The organism is Streptomyces sp. NPDC006476, assembly GCF_040612015.1.
GTDB lineage: Bacteria > Actinomycetota > Actinomycetes > Streptomycetales > Streptomycetaceae > Streptomyces > Streptomyces griseorubiginosus_B.
The window spans coordinates 1-20,041 of the sequence record NZ_JBEXPK010000004.1; the positions used below are offsets into that span (position 1 = coordinate 1).

A 20,041-nucleotide genomic window follows, 5' to 3' on the forward strand; every position below is an offset into this window, starting at 1 on the left:
AGCCCCCCCCTACCAAAAACACACCCGCCCGGACCCGATCGTCGCCCCGGCCACTCGACTGCAGTAGCGGGGACAGGATTTGAACCTGCGACCTCTGGGTTATGAGCCCAGCGAGCTACCGAGCTGCTCCACCCCGCGTCGTTGTTCGGCAACGGTACCACGACGCGGGAGGGGCAGTTGATCAGCCGCCGCCCGAACTGCCGCTCGGGCTGGGGCTGCTGCTGGGCTTGGCACTGCTCCCGCTCTTGTTGCCGTTGCCGCTGGTCCTGTCGGCCTGGGACTGCGCGGCCTCGGCCCGCTTGAGCGCGTCCTCGAGATCCTTCTGCGCCTTGCCGTACGCCGTCCAGTCGTTCTTCTTCAGGGCCTCCTGGCCCGCGTCGAAGGCCTTCTGGGCGTCGTTCAGGGCCTGTTGGACCGTCGGGTTGCTGGACGTCGGCGGCGGGGTGGTCGTCCCCTGGTCCGGCGGCGAGGTCGAACTCTGCGCCCCGAAGACCTTGTTGAGGGCCTCGTCCAGGGTGTCCTCGAAGGCGGTGTTGCCTCCGTAGGTCACCAGCACCTTCCGCAGCAGCGGGTACTTCAGTCCACCACCGCGTACGTAGACCGGCTCCACATAGAGCAGTCCTCCGTCGAGGGGCACCGTCAGCAGGTTGCCGTACTCGATGTCGGAGTCGCCGCCCTTGAGGAGTCTGATCGCCGCGGCGATGTCCTGCTCGGAGTTGAACTTGCTCTGGACCTGTTTGGGTCCGTCGACGGTCGTGCTCGTCGGCAGTTTCAGGATTCTGATCTTGCCGTAGTCACTGGTACTGGCGTCGGCGTCGATCGCCATGAACGCGCTGAGGTTGTCCCGGCCGTTCGGTGTGAAGGTCGTCGTCAGCGAGAACGCCTGCGCGGACTGCCCGGGCATCTTCATGCTCAGGTAGTACGGCGGCACCGCGTTGCCCGACTTGTTGGTCGGGTCGTCCGGCACCTGCCACACCTCGCTGCCGGTGAGGAAGGTCTGCGCGTCGGTGACGTGGTAGCGGGTGAGCAGCTCGCGCTGGACCTTGAACAGGTCCTGCGGATAGCGGAAGTGGGCCTGCAGGTCGGGCGAGATGTCCGACTTCGGTTCCACCGTGCCCGGGAACGCCTTCATCCAGGTCTTCAGGACGGGGTCCTGGGTGTCCCACTGGTAGAGCTTGACCTCACCGGTGTACGCGTCGACGGTCGCCTTCACCGAGTTGCGGATGTAGTTGACCTGGTTCTGCTGGGCCACCACCGCGCGGTTGTTGTTGGTCGCGGTCAGCGAGTCGGCCGTCGTGTCGCCCAGCGTCGTACGGGAGGCGTACGGATAGCCGTTGGTCGTCGTGTACGCGTCGACGATCCACTGGATGCGGCCGCCCACCACCGCCGGATAGGCGTCGCCGTCGATGGTCAGCCAGGGCGCCACCGCCTCGACGCGCTCCTTGGGCGTGCGGTTGTAGAGGATCCGCGAACCCTTGCCGATCGCGCCCGAGTAGAGGATCTGCGGCTCGTTGAACGCCACCGCGTAGGCGGCCCGGTTGACCGGGTTGTCGAGGTTGATCCCGCTCTTGCCCTTGTAACTGGTGGTCTTCTCGCCGCTGTCGTCGGAGTAGTCGATCTCCTTCTGGGGACCGCCGACGATCGAGTACGTGGTGGTCTTCTCGCCGTAGTAGATCTGCTGCTTGTACTCGCCCAGGTCACCCGTGGACGGCAGATCGGACTCGGTGAAGACGGGCTGGCCGTCCTCGACCTCGGTGCCCTTGGCGGCGACCACGCCATAGCCGTGGGTGTAACGGAAGTGGTCGTTGATCCAGTTGTTCTTCGGGATGCCGTTGAGGTTCAGCTCCCGCAGACCGATGACGGTGTCCTGCTCCTTGCCGTCCTTGCTGTACCGGTCGACGTCCAGATTGTTCGGGAACGCGTAGTAGTTCCTGATCTGCTGGAGCTGCTGGAAGGTCGGCGAGACGATGTTCGGGTCCAGGATGCGGATGCTCGCCGTGGAGTCGACGTCGTCGCGCAGCTTGGTCTTGTCCTTGGTGGTGCTCGTCCCCGAGTACTCGGTCACCTTGGTGTCGTCGATGCCGTACGCCTCGCGGGTCGCCTTGAGGTTCTTCTGGACGTACGGCGCTTCCTTGGCCTGCTCGTTGGGCTGGACCTGGAACTTCTGCACGATCGCCGGGTACAGGCCGCCGATCAGGATCGCCGAGAGCACCATCAGCCCGAAGCCGATCACGGGCAGCTGCCAGGTGCGCCGCCACAGGGTGGCGAAGAACAGCAGCGCGCAGATGACGGCGATGCAGAACAGGATCGTCTTCGCCGGCAGATAGGCGTTGGCGTCGACGTACCTGAGGCCGGTCCAGTTGCCGGTCGCCTTGAAGTCGCTGGACTTGACTGCGAGGCCGTACCGGTCGAGCCAGTACGCGACCGCCTTCAGCGCGACGAAGATGCCGAGCAGCACGGAGAGATGACCGGTCGCGGCGGCGGTGGCGCGCGCGCCCGGGGAGGTGATCCTGAGGCCGCCGTACAGGTAGTGCGTGAGCGCGGCGGCGATCAGGGAGAGGATCGCGGCGGCGAAGCCGAAACCGAGCAGGAACCGGTACCAGGGCAGGTCGAAGGCGTAGAAGGAGACGTCGAGGTGGAACTGGGGGTCCTTCTGGTGGAAGGGCACGCCGTTGACCCACATCAGCCAGGTCCGCCACTGACTGGAGGCGGAGGCACCGGCGATCAGCCCGACCAGGGCGGTGATCCCGAGCAGCAGCCACTTCTTGTACGGCGCGATGCCCATCCGGTAGCGGTCCAGGCTCTGCTGCTCCATGGACATGGCGCTCAGCGGGGGCCGCAGCCGGTGCGCGAGCCAGACGTTGACGCCGACCGCGAGGGCCATCAGCACACCGAAGACGAAGAACAGGCCGATCTTCGTCCACAGCGTGGTGGTGAAGACGGACGAGTACTTCACCGAGCGGTACCAGAGCCAGTCCGCCCAGAAACCCGCGAACATGGTGAAGGCCATGCCGAGAACGGAGAGCACGCCCAGTGTCATGAGCAGGGTCCGGACTCGCCGGGACGGGCGGCCCACTCTGATCCGTGGCCCCGTCGGGCCTCCGCCGCGGTCCGGCATCTGGAAAGCCAAGGTGCGCACCTCGAAGTCGCTGTCGGTTCGTCAGGCCCCCGCGTGTTCGTGAGCCCCTCCGTGGCCCCCCGTGATCGCGGGCCCACACCTATGCAACTTACTCACCGTTTACTCGGTTCCCGATTCCGGCCATGAACGAGGCAGGATTGTGACCATGTCCAACACCCCCATGGCGGCGAGCCCGCTCACCCGGGCCGTGCTCGAGATCGACGAGTACGCCTCCGGCCTCGGCTGGGACCAGCCCGCCCGCCTCTTCGCCCTCGTAGACACCGCTCGGCTGCGGGCCGAGGAACCGGCTCTCGCCGCCCAGCTCGGCCTGGAGGACGAGCAGGAGTCCTCGGGTCTCACCCCCATCGAGCAGGACGAGATCCCGGCGAACAGCCCGCTGGACGAGTTCCTCGCCACCATCGCCTGGCCCGACGCGGTGGCCGGCTGCGCGCTCACGGTGGAGCGGCTGATGCTGCCGCCGGCCGCCGAGGCGTCCGTCCCGGAGGGCCTGGACGACAGGAAGCTCGCCCGCTGGGTCGCCGAGCACCCGGACCGGCAGGAGGTCCGGATGACGGTGGCGGTCCTGCGCGACGGCGCCCGCGAGTCGGCCCTCAGGCTGCGCGAGAAGGACGCGCCGACGGAGGTCCTCACGGGCTCCGACCTCGTTCCCGGCCTCGCCGAGGCCCTGGCGGCGACCTTCGAGGACTGATCTCTTCGGGTACGACGACGGGGGCGCCCCTGCTGTGCGAGGGCGCCCCCGTCGTCGTACCGGACCCGTTTTTCAGCCCTTGGTCGTGCACTTCGGCAGAGCGGCGGTGTCACCGCTGCGGATGTCCTTCAGGGCGCCGAGGGCGTCCGCGATGGTGTTCACCTTGACCAGCCTGAGCCCGCCGGGGGTGTCCTTGGCCGCGGCGGCGCAGTTCTCCGCCGGGGTCAGGAAGTACTGGGCGCCCTTGCTGCGCGCGCCGACGGTCTTCATCTCGATACCGCCGATCGGGCCGACCTTGCCGGTGTCGTCGATCGTGCCGGTGCCGGCGACGAACTTGCCGGCGGTCAGGTCGCCCGGGGTGAGCTTGTCGTAGATGCCGAGGGCGAACATCAGGCCGGCGCTGGGACCGCCGACGTCGGCGAGCTTGATGTCGATCGAGAACGGGAAGGTGTGGTCGGTCCCCGCCGAGATCCCCACGATGGCCCGCTTCGGGTCGCCGTCGTCCGAGGTGGCGGTCTTGATCGTGATGTCCTCGGTACTGGTCGCCGTTTTGTTCGCCTTCTCGGCGGCGGCCTGGTCCTTCGCGGGCACCACCGTGAAGACGACGTTCTGGCCGGGCTGGTGCTTGGTCACCAGCTTGGCCACGTCCGTGGGCTGCTTGACGGCCGTGCCGTCCACGGCCTTGATGACGTCACCGGCGTGCAGTCGGCCCTCGGCCGGCGAGTCCTTCACCACGGTCGAGACGATCACCCAGGACTTCACCGGGATGTTCAGCTCCTTCAGGGCGGCGACCTTGGCGCTCTCCTGGGACTGGCTGAACTCCTCGGCGTTCTCCTGGGTCGACTGCTGCTCGGTCTTGCCGTTCGGGTAGAGGGTGTCGTGCGGCACGACCTTGTAGTCGTGCGCCAGCCATCCGTAGACGGCCTCGACGAGGTTCATCTTGTAGTCGGCGCTGGTGACCCGCACCGTGGTCATGTTCAGATGCCCGCTCGCCGCGTACGTCTTGTGCCCGGAGATCTGCAGCACCGGCTCGCCGTCGTGGTCCCCCAGCGTGTTCACGGTGGGCCCGGGGGACATCTCCGAGTACGGCACGGGGATGAAGACTCCCGCGCACAGGAGCGCGATCAGCATCAGGGTGGAGGCGAGCATCGTCGCGGTGCGGCGTGGCATGCCAAGACAGTACGGGACGACGCTGTCAGCGCACCGTCAGCCCCACCTCTGTCATGTACCGGAGTGGGACTTCTCCATGGCCTCGCGGAAGCGCGCGTACCCGTCGAGCTCGGGTCCGTCGCTGCGCACCTTCCGGGTCCGGGCGGCCCAGCTGCCCCACAGACCGGCGACGATCCCGGCCATCAGCGGAATCAACAACCAGACGAGTGCTCCCATGCCGACCTCCCAACCCCGGTGAGCGACCGCAAGAACTGACTGATCAGCAGATTAACCGTCCGCACTGACAACGCTCACGGCAGGGGTGCGGTTACGCAACCGGAGGCCCGACGAAGGGGGTTCGGCGGACCCGAAGAAGCTCGGCAGGCCACGAAGGGAGTCAGCAGGCGCCGACCCACTCCTCCGTGCCGTCCGAGAAGGTCTGGTGCTTCCAGATCGGCACCTCGTGCTTGAGGTCGTCGATCAGCTTGCGGCAGGCGTCGAAGGCCTCGCCCCGGTGCGGACACGAAACGGCGACGACGACGGCCAGGTCACCCACCCGGAGGTCACCGACCCGGTGAACGGCGGCCAGCGCCCGCACCGGATACTCCGCGACGACCTTCTCGGCGATCCGCCGCATCTCTGCCTCGGCGCTCGGGTGGCACGAATACCCGAGCCGGTCGACATCGGCGCCCCCGTCGTGGTTCCGCACGGTTCCCACGAACAACGCCGTACCACCGGCGGCGTCGTCGCCGACGGCCCGGAAGACCTCGTCGACGGAGAGCGGGGTCTCCCGGATGCCGATGAGCTTGACGGGGTCGCCCGCGGCCCGCTCACCGGGATGGTCGTAAGTGGGTGCCATACGTCCATCGTGCCTCACGCGTGTGACAGCGAGGAATGCGACGTTCACCAGGCACACGCGCGTGCCCTCTTGGAGCCTCCTACAGCCGCGGGACCCGGCTCAGATCCGCCGCCGCGCCTTGCGGGCCCGCCGCACCACCGCCGCCGCGCCCAGCAGGGCCACCGTCGCGCCCGCGGCCCCCGCCGCCGTCGCGTCCTTGCGCCCGAGCCGCCGTCCGGCGACCGTGTGCCGGCCGGAAACCTCCTCCAGCAGCTCCGCGAGCACCTCCTCGTTGGTCCACTGGGGCCGCCACCCGGCGTCGTGCAGTCGGCTCCCGCTCACCACCCACGGGTACATCGTGTAGGCCAGATCCCCCGCCGGGGACGGCGTCAGCCCGATCCGGTGCAGCCGGGCCGCGGCGCCCAGCGCCACCGCGGAGGGCAGCTCCATCCGCCGGATCCCGCTGAGCTCCTCGACTTCCTCCTGCTCCAGCCACCCGTCGCACCCCACGGCGAGTTCCCCGTCCACCTTCTCCAGGACGGCGTACTCCAGGGCGCCGCACAGGTCCTCGACGTGGCAGAACTGCCACGCGGGCCGCGACCCGGCGACGACGAGCAGCCGTGGCGACTCGAAGTACCGCGTCAACGCGGTGTCGGTCCCTCCCACCAGCACCGCGGGCCGCACCACGGTGACATTGAGCCCGGGATGCGCGCGTGGCGCGCGCCGCGCGAGCCGCTCGATCTCCAGGAGGTCGCCCACACCGGTGGCCTCGGCGGTGGCCCGTAGCTCCGCGTCCTCCGACAGCGGCAGCTCGTTGTCCTCCAGCGCGCCGTAGACCATCGCGGAGGTGCACAGCACGACCCGGTGGACACCGGCCGCCGCAGCGGCGGTGAGCACGGTCTGCGTCCCCCGGACGTTGTACGCCGTCCGGGCGGCGGGATCGCTCTCCAGGTCGAGGTCGAGCGCCAGATGCACCACGGCGTCCGCGCCGCGCAGCTTGTCCGCGATGGCCGGGTCCCGCACGTCCAGGATGTGCCACTGCGCCGCCGCGCACTCGCCGCGCCGCTCGTCGATGGCGACGACCTGCTTGATCTCCTCCGACGCGGCGAGCCGCTCGGTGAGCAGCGCCCCGATACCGGACGCGGCACCGGTGACCGCGACGACGGGTCCGCGTACGGTCGGCGGGGTTGACTCGTTTCGCGCTGCGCGAACCTGCGGATCTAGGGAACTCACCGGGCGTCTCCAGCGGTTGTCTTCAGTACGAACGCGCATGAGGCGTCCGTACCAGGTGGCATCCATCCTGCCGCAGGCCAAGAGTCGGCGAAGCACCGAGGCCCGAACCGCCCATGGTGTCTACGCTGGGTGGTGTTATCGGGCAGTCGTGCCGTCGGAGACAACCGGCGGCCTTACCAGCCGAGGAATCCCGTGAGTGACACCCCATTCGGATTCGGCCTTCCGCCGGAGGAGCCGGAAGACGGCGACGAGGGCAAGAAGAAGGACCAGGAGAGCGGCGGTGGTCAGGGCCCGGCCAACCCGTTCGGTTTCGGCGGGCTGCCCGGAGCCGGGGGCTTTGGCGGCCCCGGTGCGGACAATCCGCTCGCTGCCATGTTCGGTTCGCTGAACCCCTCCGACCTGGGCGCCGCCTTCCAGCAGCTGGGCCAGATGCTCTCGTACGAGGGCGGCCCGGTGAACTGGGACATGGCCAAGCAGATCGCCCGCCAGACCGTCTCCCAGGGCACCGCGGACGGTGTGAAGGACACGAGCGTCGGCCCCGCCGAGCGCAACGCCGTCCAGGAGGCCGTCCGTCTCGCCGACCTGTGGCTGGACGACGCGACGTCCCTGCCGTCCGGCGCCGGCTCCGCGGTGGCCTGGTCCCGCGCGGAGTGGGTCGAGGCGACCCTGCCGGCCTGGAAGGAGCTCGTCGACCCGGTCGCCGAGCGCGTGGGCGCGGCCATGGGCGATGTCCTGCCGGAGGAGATGCAGGCCATGGCCGGCCCGCTGATCGGCATGATGCGCTCGATGGGCGGCGCCATGTTCGGCACGCAGATCGGACAGGCCGTCGGCGTGCTCGCGGGCGAGGTCGTCGGCTCCACCGATGTCGGCCTGCCGCTCGGCCCGGCCGGCAAGGCGGCGCTGCTGCCGGTGAACATCGAGTCGTTCGGCAAGGACCTGGGCGTGCCCAAGGAGGAGGTGCGGCTGTATCTCGCCCTGCGCGAGGCCGCCCACCAGCGCCTCTTCGCGCACGTGCCGTGGCTGCGTGGACACCTGTTCGGCGCCGTCGACGGGTACGCGCGCGGGATCAAGGTCGACACGGCCAAGCTCGAGGACGTGGTCGGCCAGTTCGACCCGCAGAACCCGGAGCAGCTGCAGGACGCCCTCCAGCAGGGCATGTTCCAGCCGGAGGACACGCCCGAGCAGAAGGCGGCCCTGGCCCGTCTGGAGACGGCTCTGGCGCTCGTCGAGGGCTGGGTGGACGCGGTGGTGCACGCGGCCGCGAAACCGCGCCTGTCGTCCGCCGACGCCCTGCGTGAGACCCTGCGCCGCCGCCGTGCGACGGGCGGCCCGGCCGAGCAGACGTTCGCCACGCTGATCGGCCTGGAGCTGCGTCCGCGACGGCTGCGGGACGCCTCCCGTCTGTGGGCCTCGCTCACGGACGCGCGCGGGGTGGACGGCCGCGACGCCCTGTGGTCCCACCCGGACATGCTGCCCACGGCCTCCGACCTGGACGACCCGGACGGCTTCGTCCACCGCGAGCAGCTGGACTTCTCCGAGCTGGACAAGATGCTGGGCGAGGCCGCGGACGGCTCCGCCGGAAAGCCGGACCTGAAGAAGGACGACGACTCCGAGTGAGCCTGTACGACGACGCGGTCCTCGTCCTGAAGGGGTACGAGGACCAGGAAGAGCTGCGCCAGGCCTATCTGGATCATCTGGCGGCTCACCCGGACGGCCTGTGGAAGGCGTGCCACGCGGGTCACATCACGGCGAGCGCCCTGGTGATCGACCCCTCGCGCGAGCGCGTCCTGCTGACGCTGCACCGCAAGCTGCGGATGTGGCTGCAGATGGGCGGCCACTGCGAGCCGCAGGACACGTCGCTGGAGGCGGCGGCCCTGCGAGAGGCGACGGAGGAGTCCGGTGTCACCGGGCTGACGCTGCTGCCGGGCGGCCCGGTCCGCCTGGACCGGCACCCCATCCCGGCGCCGTGTCACTGGCACTTCGACGTGCAGTACGCCGTCCTGGCACCGCCGAAGGCGGACGTCACGATCAGCGACGAGTCGCTGGACGTCAGATGGTTCCCGTACGGCGAGGTCGCGGACGTCGCCGACGAATCCGTCGTACGTCTGCTCGAGGCGACGCGCGCCAGGCTGTGAACCTGTAAGGGGCGCCGGCAACAGCGGGCGCCCCTTACGTCTGCTTCCTGGACGCTCAGCTCCAGACGTTGCCCTGGTTCTGCGCGCGCACCCCGTGCTGCCCCATGCCGTACTGCGCGGCGAGGCCCTGCCCGATCTGCGCGTTCTGCGGCGGCAGCAGTTCGCTCGGCTGGACCAGCGCGAAGCCGCTGCCCATGAAGCTGAGCTCCCAGCCCTCACCGGTGTTGCCGCGGCGCCGCCACACCCCGGAGGAGTGCGTCTGGGCCTGCATCTGCACCCGCAGCCCGGTCGACCAGGCGACGATGGCGTCGGCGTCGCAGTTGACGTACTTGTCGGGCGTCACCTGCATCACCAGGGGCGCCCCTGAGGTCATCAGGGCGACCTTGCCGCGGCCGGTGATGTTCAGCTGGTACTTCCCCGAGCCGGAGATGCCGTAGAGGCTGTCGACGGCGATGACCTCGTGGTGCAGCGAGGAGTCCATCGCGAGGACGTAGCCGCTGTCGACGGTGAGGCCGTCCTGCTCGACGTCCACCACATGGATGTGCTGGGCGAGGTTGGCGAAGTAGACCGTGCCCTGCCCGTGGCAGCGCATCAGGCTCAGGCCCTCGCCGGTGTAGGCACGCGCGCGTGCCTGCTGGTTGCTCTGGTACTCGGCGTCGAACTCGACGAGCCCCTGGTAGGCGACCATGGTGCCCTTGCGGGCGAGGATGTCGTCGTGGCCCTGCAGGGCGACGCGCAGCAGCTGCTTGTTCTGCAGGCTGTAGCGCTCCTGGGACTGCGAGTCGTTGAAGGCGAAAAGCGGACTCTGCATGGCGTTTCTGGCTCCCCCTCAGCCCCGGAACCGCAGGCGGTCGGTGCTGTCCTCGCTGGGCTGGACGACGACGATGCCCTGACCGGAGAAGGCCATCTGGTAGGCCTCGCCGCTGCCGCGGCCGATCAGCGACTGCGCCTTGAAGCTGCGCTTGCCCTTCACCCTGAGGTTCGGGGACCAGGCGACGAGCGCGTCCGGGTCGACGTACGTCTCGTCCTCGCCGCCGCCGCAGTCGACGACGATCGGCTTGCCCCGGGAGGTCAGCGCGACCCAGCCCTGCCCGGAGATCTTGGTGTTCCACAGACCCTGCCCGGCGAACTTCGCGAGCCCCTTGACCCGCTCCACGCCCCAGGTGAGGTGGGCGTCGAAGGCGAGGAGGTTGGTGGCGTTGACGGAAATGCCATCACCGTTGAGGTTGATGACGACGACGTTTGCCCCGTAGTCGGCGAGGTAGAGCAGCCCGTCGCCGGAGCACTTCATCAGGGGCGCGCCCTCGCCGGTGATCCAGTCCCGGGCGATCTGGCGCACGGCCGGCGGGTTGGGCTCGTACTGGATGAAGCCCTCGTAGGCGATCATCGAGCCCACGCGCGCGAAGAGGTCCTGTCCGGTCTGCATGGCGACCTTGAGCATGTGGTCGCCGTGGGTGTCCATACGGGCGGTGACGGGTGCGGGGGCGAAGCCCGCGAGCGGCTGGTTCATGACGGGCTCCCTCAGACCTCGTACGGCTGGACGACGATGAAGTTCCCGGGGGCGCCCCGGAACTGCAGGTTGACGCTCTCCCCGGTGTCGCCCGGATAGGCGTTGCGCCGCATCCGGACCTGGCTGGAGACGATCACCTGGGCGGCGGCCGACCAGGCGACCACGGCGTTGGCGTCGGCGAACGTGGTGGGCGTGACCGGCAGCACCACGGGCGTGCCGTGCGTCTTGACCACGAGCGTGCCGGTGCCCTGGAACTGCATCGTGAACAGAGCGCCCCCGGGGATGCCGTGTCCCTCGATCCGGCGAACCTCGTACTGGAGGCTCTCGTCGAAGGCGAGGACGTTCTCGGCGGACACGCAGATCGCGTCGCCCTGGAGTTCGACGGGGTGCAGATAGGTGGCCTGCTCGGCGAGGAACACCTGCCCCTGGCCGGTGCAGCGCATCAGCTGCATCTCCTGGCCGGTGGCGTTGCCCACCACCCGGCCCATGATGCCGGCGCCCTTGTAGGCGAAGTCGACCTTGCCCTGGTAGAGCACCATGCTGCCCTGACGCGCGAGCACGGGCTGGCCGCCGACGCCGAGGTCGACGCGGACCAGCTTGCTGTTCTGCAGGGTCCAGCGCTGCCCGGTGGGCGTCTCCTTGAACTTCTGCAGAGCGGCCCCGACACCGGCACCACCCTGGGGAGCGCCCTGCGGGACGCCGTACGCCTGCTGTCCCGGGACCTGCCCGAAGGGCGGCTGCTGACCGTAACCGGCGGGCGGGGTCGGCTGGCCGTACCCCGGAGGCGGGGTCGGCTGTCCGTAACCGGGCGGCGGGGCGGGGGCCTGGGGGGCCGGCGGCTGGCCGTAGCCGGGCGGCGGCGGGGCGGTCTGGCCGGGAGGCTGTCCGTACGGCTGCTGCTGGGGCGGCTGGCCGTAGGGCGCGGGCGCAGGGGCCGGGGGCGGGACGGGGGCGACGCCGGGCGGGCTCATCGGCGCGACGAGGGTGGGCGCGGCGTGCACGTCCGGGGCGGGAGCCGGCGCAGGGGGCGGCGGGGTCGAACCCGGCGGCGGCGCGAAGCCCTGGACGGGCTGCGGGGCTGGGGCCGGCGCGGCCGGGGCGGCGAAGGCGGGCGGGGCGAAGCCGGGGGCTGCGCCGGTCTGCGGCTGCTGCGGTGCGGGGGCCGCGGGTGCCTCCTCCTCCATGACCTCGCCGCCGAAGTTCTTCAGCAGCGCCTCCAGGCCGCCGTCGAAGCCCTGTCCGACGGCCGCGAACCGCCACACGTCCTTCAGGTAGAAGTCACCGAGCATCACGGCCCGCTCGGTGGAGAACTCCGAGCCGTTGAAGGAGTAGCGGGCCACCTCCTCGCCGCCCGCGACGATGCGGATGTACCCGGGGGCGATCTGCGACATCTGCCCGGCGCCGTCGAGGGTCGCCGTAAAGGACAGCTTCTGGATCTGCGGCGGGATCCCGTCGAGCGTGATCCGGAAGGACTCCGTGTCACCGGCCTGGGCGCCCAGGAGCTGGATGGACTCCTCGGGGGACTTCGGCTGGTTGAAGAACACGAAGTAGCGGTCGTCCGAGAGCCGTTCGTCGGCGTCGAGACCGAAGCAGCTGATGTCGAACGTCAGTCCGGGGCCGCTGATCTGCACGCCTACGTACAGATCGGTGCCCGCGGTGAGGTCACTGATCCTGGCCTTGTGGCCGCGTTGGAATTCCCTGGCCATGCGTAACGACCGTCCCCCATCCCGAATGTGAGTGCGTCGCGCAAGGCTAACGGCTAACTCGGACACCGGAAGAAGTCGGTACAGACCCGGTACACAAGACCGGGAGGGCGCTCACTCGCCGCGGGTGGGCGCAGAATGCGGCAACCGGTCGGCGGCGACCACCCCTTCGAGGTAGCCCCGGGCCCTCTCGGTGCGTGGATAGGCGTCCAGGAGCCGCCAGAACCGGGGCCCGTGTCCGGGCACGAGCAGATGCGCCAGCTCATGCAGCAGGACGTAGTCGATCACGTACTCGGGCATGCCCTGCAGCCGGTGCGAGAGACGGATGCTGCCCTCGGCGGGGGTGCACGATCCCCAGCGGGTGTTCTGGTTGGTGACCCAGCGCACCGAGGTGGGCCGGGCCCGGCCGTCGAAATACTGCGCGGACAGCCGCGTGGCCCGCTCGGTCAGCTCGTCGTCGCCGAGGACCCGTTTGCTCTCCTGGGCGGCCAGCTTGTCGAGCATGACGGTGACCCAGCGCTGCTCCTCCGCCTCGGACATCCGGGCGGGGATGAGCACGACGGTGCGATCGCCCTCGCGGTACGCGGAGACCGTCCGGCGGCGCCGGGTGCTTCTGCGGACCTCGATCGCGCTCGCCCCCGAGCCGCTCGGCGGCTGGCTCGTCGTGCTGCGCTGTGGTGCTCCGGCGCGGTGGAGTGGGTCGGCGGACACGCCCCGACGTTACCCGCTGCACACGGGGGAAGTCCCGCCTCCGGGACGGTTCCGTGCCGATCCCCCACCGAGCGTTTGATTTGTACGACGAATACCCACCGCCTGTGGACAACTTTCGGTGCCCTCCGTCACGGCCGGGCATGCTGGTCCTCGCCGGGTGATCCGCGATCGACCGACCGTCGACCGCTCCACGACCGACCTCGCCCGGCGTACGGGGATGTTCTACGACGGGCATGTCCCACCAGGGGCGTGCTCCACGAGGGCTACGGGGGCCTGACATGGATGCTGTGGACGTGGCGGTTCCGGCCGTTCCGATGATGAAGCCCGCGCTCAGGCGCGGCTGGCGTGATCTCAACACCGTGCAGTTCGGGATGGCACCGGCGCACGCGCTGACGCTGGGCCCGATGGACCCGGCGACGGCCAGTTTCCTCGACCTGCTCAACGGCACCCGCGGGCTGCCGCTGCTGCGCGAGGAGGCCCGCCGCATGGGCCTGCCCGAGGGGCATGTGGACACGCTGGTCGGCAGACTGTCCCGGGCGGGGCTGCTGGATGACGCGAAGGGCGGCGGGCCGGCCGCCGACGCCCTGCGCCGCAGCAAGGACACCCTCGAGAGACTGCGCCCGGACCTCGCCTCCCTGTCCCTGCTCACCGGCGAACCCGGCGACGCCATCGACCGTCTCGCCGCCCGGCGCTCACTGCGCGTGCAGGTGGTGGGCGCGGGCCGGGTGGGTGCGACGCTGGCCTCACTGCTCGCGGGCGCCGGCGTCGGCGAGATCGACGTGCGCGACATCGGCCCGGTGGAACCGTGGGACGTGGCGCCGGGCGGACTGCCCGCCGAGTCCCTCGGCGCCCGCAGGGACGAGGCCGCCCGGCAGGCGGTACGCCGCTCCACCCCCGGCCGCCCGCCCCGCCGCGGTACCGCGGCACCCGTGCCGGCCGGCGACCCCGGGTTCTCGCTGGTGATCCTCGCCCCACGGGACGACGTCGCCGTGCACGCGCCCGCGCCCTCCGCCGCCGAACCCCTCATCACTTCGGGTACGCCTCATCTGTACGCCGGCGTCGTGGAGGCCACCGGTGTCGTCGGCCCCCTCGTCCTGCCGGGCGAGACGGGCTGCGCCGGCTGTCTGCACGAGGGGCGCACCGACCGGGACCCTGCGTGGCCCCGTCTGGTCGCCCAGTGGCGCTCGGGTTCGGGCAGGTCGCGGCAGGTGCGCGCATGCGATCTGACCCTGGCGACAACGGTCGCCGGGCTGGCGGCCGCGCACGCGCTCGCGTTCCTGGACGGCATGGTGCCGACCAGCGCCGGTGCCCGCTGGGAGGTGTCCCTGCCCGGTCTGAACTGGCATGCCCGACCGGTCTGGGCGCACCCCGCATGCCCCTGCGGCGCAGCGGAGAAAGGTAAGAAGGGGGAACAGGCCGCCGAGCACGGGAACCGGCACGAGACAATGGACGAGCAGACGCCGAATGAGTTGGGCCGTAGGGCAGACGCGGCGCGGCCGGCAGGGACTTGGAGGGCGCATGTCTGATCTTCCCCGCAAGGCGGTCACCCGGACCGCCAAGCTCGCCGCGCTCCCGCTCGGCTTCGCCGGGCGGGCGACCTGGGGACTGGGTAAGCGGATCGTCGGCGAGTCGGCGGAGATCGTCGGCCGCGAGTTGCAGCAGCGCACGGCGGAGCAGCTGTTCAAGGTGCTCGGCGAGCTCAAGGGCGGCGCGATGAAGTTCGGCCAGGCCCTGTCCGTCTTCGAGTCGGCGCTGCCCGAGGAGGTCGCCGGCCCCTACCGCGCCGCCCTGACGAAGCTGCAGGAGGCGGCGCCCCCGATGCCGACGCGCACCGTGCACACCGTGCTCGGCGAGCGGCTGGGCGAGAACTGGCAGGAGCTGTTCCTGGAGTTCGAGGACAAGCCGGCCGCCGCGGCCTCGATCGGCCAGGTGCACCGGGGGATCTGGCACGACGGCCGCGAGGTGGCGGTCAAGGTGCAGTACCCGGGAGCCGGCGAGGCCCTGCTGTCCGATCTGAACCAACTGAGCCGTTTCGCCCGTCTGCTGGGCCCGCTCATCCCCGGCATGGACGTCAAGCCCCTGATCGCGGAACTGAGGGACCGTGTCTCCGAGGAACTCGACTACGGGCTGGAGGCCCAGGCCCAGTCGGCGCACGCAGAGGAGTTCACGGACGACCCCGACGTGGTGGTGCCCCGGGTGGTCCACCAGTGCGACCAGGTGCTGATCACCGAGTGGATGGACGGCGTCCCGCTGTCGGAGATCATCGCCGACGGCACCCCGGAGCAGCGCGACCGCGCCGGACAGCTCCTGGCCCGCTTCCTCTTCTCCGGCCCGGCCCGTACCGGCCTGCTGCACGCCGACCCCCACCCCGGAAACTTCCGTCTGCTGCCCGGCGGTCCGGCCGGCGAGGACGACTGGCGCCTGGGCGTCCTGGACTTCGGCACGGTCGACCGGCTCCCGGGCGGTCTGCCCACCCCCATCGGTGATTCACTGCGCATGACCCTCGACGGCGACGCGGAGGCCGTCTACGAACTCCTCCGCGAGGAGGGCTTCGTCAAGGAGTCCATAGAGCTGGACCCGGCCGCCGTCCTCGACTACCTCCTGCCGATCATCGAACCGGCCCGGGCCGACGCGTTCACCTTTACCCGGGGCTGGATGCGCAGTCAGGCGGCCCGTATCGCCGACCCCCGCTCCCCCGCCTACCAACTGGGCAAGCAGCTCAATCTGCCTCCGGCGTACCTGCTGATACACCGGGTGACGCTGAGCACGATCGGGGTGCTGTGCCAGCTCGGGGCGACGGTCCGGCTGCGTGAGGAACTCGAGGAGTGGCTGCCGGGCTTCGTCGTGGAGGAGGGCGACGAGCAGGAGTCGGTCGTGGAGGCCTGATCACCACCAGTCCGAGTCCAGCCGCCCCTCGATCGCCCTGAGGTTCTCCCGCGAACAGGCGTCGCAGAAGTACTGGTGCTTGCCGTTCTCCACGGAGAACGTCCAGGTGGGCTGCGGGCCTTCGGCCCGGCGGCCGCAGCGGGCGCACACCAGGGGCTGGGGCTCCGCGGGGGCGCCCGAGTCGTCGCTGTCCGCGGGAGGACTCGTCATTCGGCGACGATAACGCCGCCGCCGCGGGAACGCCGGGCACAACGCACCGCGGGGGCCGGTCCGTTCGGACCGGCCCCCGCGGGGAGCCACCGCCTCCCAGGTCGGGAGGCCATCGCTTCAGATGTGGTCGGCTACTGCATGACCGCCATGGCGAGCGCGCGGCGGGCGCGCCGCGAGGCACGCTCGGCCCGGCGCTGCATACGGCGGGCGGCCACCAGGCGCGCGGCCGGGCGTTCCCGCTCGGCCTCACGCAGGCGCTCGTGCATATGCGCACGTGCCAGGGCTTCTGGGATGAGTTGCATCTCTCGGGTCCTGTTCTGACGCGAACGGGTCGCGCCGGTCATCGTGGTGTCTTCGATCGCGGAGCCGGCGGGCTCGTTGGTGGACGGCTTCATCGGGGCCTGCTTCTTGGGGTCGTGCGTGAGGGGGCGGTCGATCGTTCCTGTGATGTTCATGCCGTGACCGGGTTCTTGCGCGGGCGGCCACGCGGCCGCTTCCGGGCGACGACGACACCCTGGACGAACAGCTCGCCACCCCAGACGCCCCAGGGCTCACGCCGCTCCTTGGCGCCGGCGAGGCAGGCCTCGATCAGCGGGCAGGTGCGGCAGAGGGACTTGGCGTACTCGACGTCGGCCGGCGACTCGGCGAAGAAGACCTCCGGGTCGTAGGAACGGCAGGGGACGGGTACGCCGAGGTTCTCGATGGCGTCGTCGAGCGCGGTGAGCGCGGTGAGCGGGATCAAGGCGGAGTCCTCCGTGGGGCCGGGCGGCGGGATCGTTTCGGAAGGCGGTACGGACGGGGCGTGCGCTTCGAGTTGCACGATTCGTCTTCCTCGTCTGTTCGTTCCGGTCCTGTTGGACCGGGAGGCGGTTGGTACCCGGTTCTTTTCTTGTTCCGAGGCCCCTTCGCTCCGTCGTCCCCGGTCGGGGACAAACAGAAGGGCCGCGGATCCCGGATGGGGTTCCGCGGCCCTGAAGGCGCCGGCCTGATCGCCGATCAGGCTGGATCACTCCAGGGTTCTGGCCCACGGAAGGCCCACATCAGGTGGTGCTGCTTCGTCTGCTTCCGGCTACCGGCACCGGCCGCCGTAAAGGCATAGGCCTGCGCCTGTGCCGCTACTGCTTCCAGTGCCTTGGTCGGTCGCTCATTGCGCTCACGGATGGGAAGACCCGCGAGAGACACCGAGGACGCCGGACGGACGGCACGGATGCCGGACAGACCGGTGCCCCGGGTGGAGGCGTCGAGCATGCACAGGGAGGCGACGACCGAGCGATCGGTCATTTTGACGGTGGTGGTGGAGCTCTTCTTGATGCTGATCACTGGACTCGCCTCCTCTCGGCGTCTCGGGGGACTGGGGTGAACCAGTCCGACGGGTATGCAAGTAGAACACGGAATCGGGGCCTCCGAGAAGGCCTCCGTCCCCGTGGCTAAGAACCTATGGGGATTGCTGGGGCATGCGCAAACTATTTTTCCGACGAGTTTGCGTCAGTCCTCGTCGTCGCCCTCCGCGAGGTCCTGGCCTGCGCAGATGGCCAGGACATCGGCGCCGTAGCGGTTGAACTTGCGTACTCCGACCCCGGGGATGCGGGCCAGTTCGCCCTCGTCGTCGGGGACTGCCTCGGCGATCGCCATCAGCGTCTTGTCGGTGAAGACGCAGAAGGCGGGCTGCCCGCTGCGCCGCGCCTGTTCCGCACGCCATGCGCGCAACCGCTCGTACAGGCCCTCGTCCATGTCGGAGGGGCACTCCTCACAGCGCATCAGCTTCATCTCGCCCGCCTCGGTGAGCGTGCGCCCGCACACCCGGCAGCGGGCCGGGGTGCGCTGGGCGCGCCGCGGGACGGCCTCCGGTCCTCGGGTGCGTCCGCGCTCGACGCCGCCGGGGCCACCCGCCGCCGTCCGTGCGGCCGATGAGGCGGATCCGGGGCGCAGGCCGTCCAGGAAACGGCTCGGGCGACGGCTCGGGCGACCGCCGGGTGACCGGGACACGGCCCAGGAGACGTGCAGGCGCTCACGGGCGCGGGTGACCCCGACATAGAGGAGACGCCGTTCCTCCTCGATCTGCTCGTCGGTCTTCGCATAGGTGATCGGGACCATGCCCTCGGCGACGCCGACGAGGAAGACGACGTCCCACTCGAGGCCCTTGGCGGAGTGCAGGGAGGCCAGGGTGACACCCTGCACGGTCGGGGCGTGCTGGGCGCCCGCCCGCTCGTCCAGTTCGGCGACGAGGTGGCCGAGGGTGGCGCCGGGCTGGGCGGCGGCGAAGTCCTGGGCGAGGTTGACCAGGGCGGCCAGTGACTCCCAGCGCTCTCTGACGGCACCGGAACCGGCGGGCGGCTGGGGTGTCCAGCCCTCCCCGGACAGCACCGCCCGCACCTGGGAGGGCAGGTCGACGGCGTCGTCGAGGAGGGAGTCGTTGCCGCCGAAGCGGGCCGCCCCCCGCAGGTTGACGATGGCTCTGCGCACCTCCGGCCGGTCGAAGAACCGCTCGGCGCCCCGCAACTGGTAGGGGACTCCGGCGTCGGCGAGGGCCTGTTCATAGGTCTCGGACTGGGCGTTGGTGCGGAACAGGACGGCGATCTCGCTCGCCGGGACGCCCGCCGCGATGAGTTCGGCGATACGGCGGGCGGCGCCCTCGGCCTCGGCGGGCTCGTCGGCGTACTCGGTGAAGAGGGGCTCGGGGCCCGCCGAGCGCTGGGAGACCAGCTCCAGGCGGTGGTCGGCGGCGCGGCCGCGGGCCTGGGCGAGCAGGCCGTTGGCGAGGTGGACGACCTGGGGGGTGGAGCGGTAGTCGCGGACCAGCTTGACGACGGTGGCTCCGGGATGGCGGGTGCGGAAGTCGAGGAGGTGGTCGGGAGTTGCTCCGGTGAACGAGTAGATCGTCTGGCTGGCGTCGCCGACCACGCAGAGGCTGTCGCGCTCGCCGAGCCACAGTTCCAGCAGGCGCTGCTGGAGGGGGCTGACGTCCTGGTACTCGTCGACCACGAAGTGCTGGTACTGGGCCCGCACCTGCTCGGCGATGTCGTGGCGGTCCTGGAGGACGGCGACGGTCAGCAGCAGGACGTCCTCGAAGTCGATGACGGAGCGGTCCCGCTTGAGGTCCTCGTAGACGGAGTAGAGCTGGGCGATCTCGGCCGGGTCGCGGGGGGCCTCCCGGCCGGCCTTGGCGGCGGCCGCCGCGTAGTCGGCGGGGACGGTCTGGGTGACCTTGGACCACTCGATCTCGGCGGTGACGTCGCGCAGTTCACCCCGGTCGAGGCGGATGCGGCAGGCGGCGGCCGCGTCGGCGACGAGCTGGATCTTGCGGTCGACGAGCCGGGGCATGGACCCGCCGACCGCTTTCGGCCAGAAGTACTGCAGTTGACGCAGGGCGGCGGAGTGGAAGGTGCGTGCCTGGACGCCGGCGGCGCCGAGCTGACGGAGCCGGCCGCGCATCTCGCCCGCGGCTCGGTTGGTGAACGTGACGGCCAGCACGCTGGACGGCTGGAGGATCCCGGCGCGCACCCCGTAGGCGATCCGGTGCGTGATCGCCCGGGTCTTGCCCGTGCCGGCGCCCGCGAGCACGCACACCGGGCCGCGCAGGGCGGTGGCCACCTCGCGCTGCTCGGGGTCGAGCCCTTCGAGCACCGCGTCGGCCGAGTCGGGGACCTGCGGGAAGAGCGTGGAGTGCGTTGCTGCTGTCACACCGCCATGCTGCCAGGTCGGCGGAGACGGGTGCGGCGGTTGTCCACAGGCAGGGGCTCGTAGTCGTACTAATGCGGCAGGCGTCACGTCGGGCGGGGCCCCGTGCGCGGGAATGGTGGCTGTTTCACGTACGTTCCCCCTCTGCGAGCACCGATCCC

At 70.4% G+C, this 20,041-nt stretch carries 19 protein-coding genes and 1 tRNA gene; 5 read left to right on the forward strand and 15 right to left on the reverse strand.

Annotation, left to right across the window (positions count from 1 at the left end; translation table 11 throughout):
* Positions 1-64 precede the first annotated feature (64 nt).
* Positions 65-138: transfer RNA gene (locus tag ABZZ74_RS05765), tRNA-Met, on the reverse strand.
* 43 nt (positions 139-181) lie between these two features.
* Complete coding sequence (locus tag ABZZ74_RS05770; protein WP_356762297.1) at positions 182-3,118, reverse strand: UPF0182 family protein; 2,937 nt, start codon at positions 3,116-3,118, stop codon at positions 182-184.
* Between the two features lie 166 nt (positions 3,119-3,284).
* Here ABZZ74_RS05770 and ABZZ74_RS05775 point away from each other — a divergent pair, with 166 nt between their 5' ends.
* Positions 3,285-3,827: a PPA1309 family protein gene (locus tag ABZZ74_RS05775; RefSeq protein ID WP_356762066.1), complete on the forward strand. Its 543-nt coding sequence runs from the start codon at positions 3,285-3,287 to the stop codon at positions 3,825-3,827.
* Positions 3,828-3,899: 72 nt separating this feature from the next.
* Here ABZZ74_RS05775 and ABZZ74_RS05780 read toward each other — a convergent pair whose 3' ends face one another.
* The 4 genes from ABZZ74_RS05780 to ABZZ74_RS05795 all read right to left on the reverse strand — a co-directional run bounded on the left by ABZZ74_RS05780 (position 3,900) and on the right by ABZZ74_RS05795 (position 7,047).
* Positions 3,900-4,997 carry a PDZ domain-containing protein gene (locus tag ABZZ74_RS05780; RefSeq protein ID WP_356762067.1) on the reverse strand — a complete coding sequence of 366 codons (1,098 nt, stop codon included), beginning with the start codon at positions 4,995-4,997 and terminating at the stop codon, positions 3,900-3,902.
* Positions 4,998-5,048: 51 nt separating this feature from the next.
* Positions 5,049-5,213, reverse strand: a complete 165-nt coding sequence (locus ABZZ74_RS05785; RefSeq protein ID WP_356762068.1) for a hypothetical protein — start codon at positions 5,211-5,213, stop codon at positions 5,049-5,051.
* A gap of 160 nt (positions 5,214-5,373) precedes the next feature.
* On the reverse strand, positions 5,374-5,835 hold the full coding sequence (locus ABZZ74_RS05790; RefSeq protein WP_356762069.1) for a molybdenum cofactor biosynthesis protein MoaE: 462 nt from the start codon (positions 5,833-5,835) through the stop codon (positions 5,374-5,376).
* A gap of 99 nt (positions 5,836-5,934) precedes the next feature.
* A complete protein-coding gene (locus ABZZ74_RS05795; RefSeq protein WP_356762070.1) occupies positions 5,935-7,047 on the reverse strand; it encodes an SDR family oxidoreductase in 1,113 nt (370 codons plus the stop codon).
* Between the two features lie 192 nt (positions 7,048-7,239).
* On the opposite strand from ABZZ74_RS05795, the gene ABZZ74_RS05800 reads away from it, so the two are divergent.
* Together ABZZ74_RS05800 and ABZZ74_RS05805 are read left to right on the forward strand one after the other, a co-directional pair.
* On the forward strand, positions 7,240-8,664 hold the full coding sequence (locus ABZZ74_RS05800) for a zinc-dependent metalloprotease (protein ID WP_356762071.1): 1,425 nt from the start codon (positions 7,240-7,242) through the stop codon (positions 8,662-8,664).
* Positions 8,661-9,182: an NUDIX hydrolase gene (locus tag ABZZ74_RS05805; protein WP_356762072.1), complete on the forward strand. Its 522-nt coding sequence runs from the start codon at positions 8,661-8,663 to the stop codon at positions 9,180-9,182. Before ABZZ74_RS05800 ends, ABZZ74_RS05805 begins: the two co-directional genes overlap by 4 nt.
* A gap of 55 nt (positions 9,183-9,237) precedes the next feature.
* Here ABZZ74_RS05805 and ABZZ74_RS05810 read toward each other — a convergent pair whose 3' ends face one another.
* The 4 genes from ABZZ74_RS05810 to ABZZ74_RS05825 all read right to left on the reverse strand — a co-directional run bounded on the left by ABZZ74_RS05810 (position 9,238) and on the right by ABZZ74_RS05825 (position 13,106).
* Entirely contained in the window at positions 9,238-9,993 is a 756-nt protein-coding gene (locus tag ABZZ74_RS05810) for an AIM24 family protein (protein WP_356762073.1), read from the reverse strand.
* Positions 9,994-10,011: 18 nt separating this feature from the next.
* Positions 10,012-10,692: an AIM24 family protein gene (locus ABZZ74_RS05815; protein ID WP_133044525.1), complete on the reverse strand. Its 681-nt coding sequence runs from the start codon at positions 10,690-10,692 to the stop codon at positions 10,012-10,014.
* Between the two features lie 11 nt (positions 10,693-10,703).
* Positions 10,704-12,398 (reverse strand): TerD family protein, encoded by a 1,695-nt coding sequence (locus tag ABZZ74_RS05820; RefSeq protein WP_356762074.1) that lies wholly within the window; start codon positions 12,396-12,398, stop codon positions 10,704-10,706.
* 111 nt (positions 12,399-12,509) lie between these two features.
* The gene (locus ABZZ74_RS05825) at positions 12,510-13,106 is read right to left on the reverse strand and encodes a M48 family metallopeptidase (protein ID WP_356762075.1); all 597 of its coding nucleotides are present in this window, start codon (positions 13,104-13,106) and stop codon (positions 12,510-12,512) included.
* Between the two features lie 278 nt (positions 13,107-13,384).
* Here ABZZ74_RS05825 and ABZZ74_RS05830 point away from each other — a divergent pair, with 278 nt between their 5' ends.
* Together ABZZ74_RS05830 and ABZZ74_RS05835 are read left to right on the forward strand one after the other, a co-directional pair.
* A complete protein-coding gene (locus tag ABZZ74_RS05830; RefSeq protein ID WP_356762076.1) occupies positions 13,385-14,632 on the forward strand; it encodes a TOMM precursor leader peptide-binding protein in 1,248 nt (415 codons plus the stop codon).
* Positions 14,625-15,992: an AarF/ABC1/UbiB kinase family protein gene (locus ABZZ74_RS05835; RefSeq protein ID WP_356762077.1), complete on the forward strand. Its 1,368-nt coding sequence runs from the start codon at positions 14,625-14,627 to the stop codon at positions 15,990-15,992. Before ABZZ74_RS05830 ends, ABZZ74_RS05835 begins: the two co-directional genes overlap by 8 nt.
* Here the strand turns inward: ABZZ74_RS05835 and ABZZ74_RS05840 are convergent, their stop codons facing one another.
* From ABZZ74_RS05840 to ABZZ74_RS05860, 5 genes are all read right to left on the reverse strand, one after another.
* On the reverse strand, positions 15,993-16,202 hold the full coding sequence (locus tag ABZZ74_RS05840; RefSeq protein ID WP_356762078.1) for a hypothetical protein: 210 nt from the start codon (positions 16,200-16,202) through the stop codon (positions 15,993-15,995).
* 131 nt (positions 16,203-16,333) lie between these two features.
* On the reverse strand, positions 16,334-16,657 hold the full coding sequence (locus ABZZ74_RS05845) for a hypothetical protein (protein WP_356762079.1): 324 nt from the start codon (positions 16,655-16,657) through the stop codon (positions 16,334-16,336).
* Complete coding sequence (locus tag ABZZ74_RS05850; RefSeq protein ID WP_133044518.1) at positions 16,654-17,022, reverse strand: WhiB family transcriptional regulator; 369 nt, start codon at positions 17,020-17,022, stop codon at positions 16,654-16,656. Before ABZZ74_RS05850 ends, ABZZ74_RS05845 begins: the two co-directional genes overlap by 4 nt.
* A 176-nt stretch (positions 17,023-17,198) precedes the next feature.
* Positions 17,199-17,522, reverse strand: coding sequence for a hypothetical protein (locus tag ABZZ74_RS05855; protein WP_356762080.1), 324 nt, complete (start codon positions 17,520-17,522; stop codon positions 17,199-17,201).
* 165 nt (positions 17,523-17,687) lie between these two features.
* Positions 17,688-19,883, reverse strand: a complete 2,196-nt coding sequence (locus tag ABZZ74_RS05860) for an ATP-dependent DNA helicase UvrD2 (RefSeq protein ID WP_356762081.1) — start codon at positions 19,881-19,883, stop codon at positions 17,688-17,690.
* Positions 19,884-20,041: the final 158 nt, after the last annotated feature.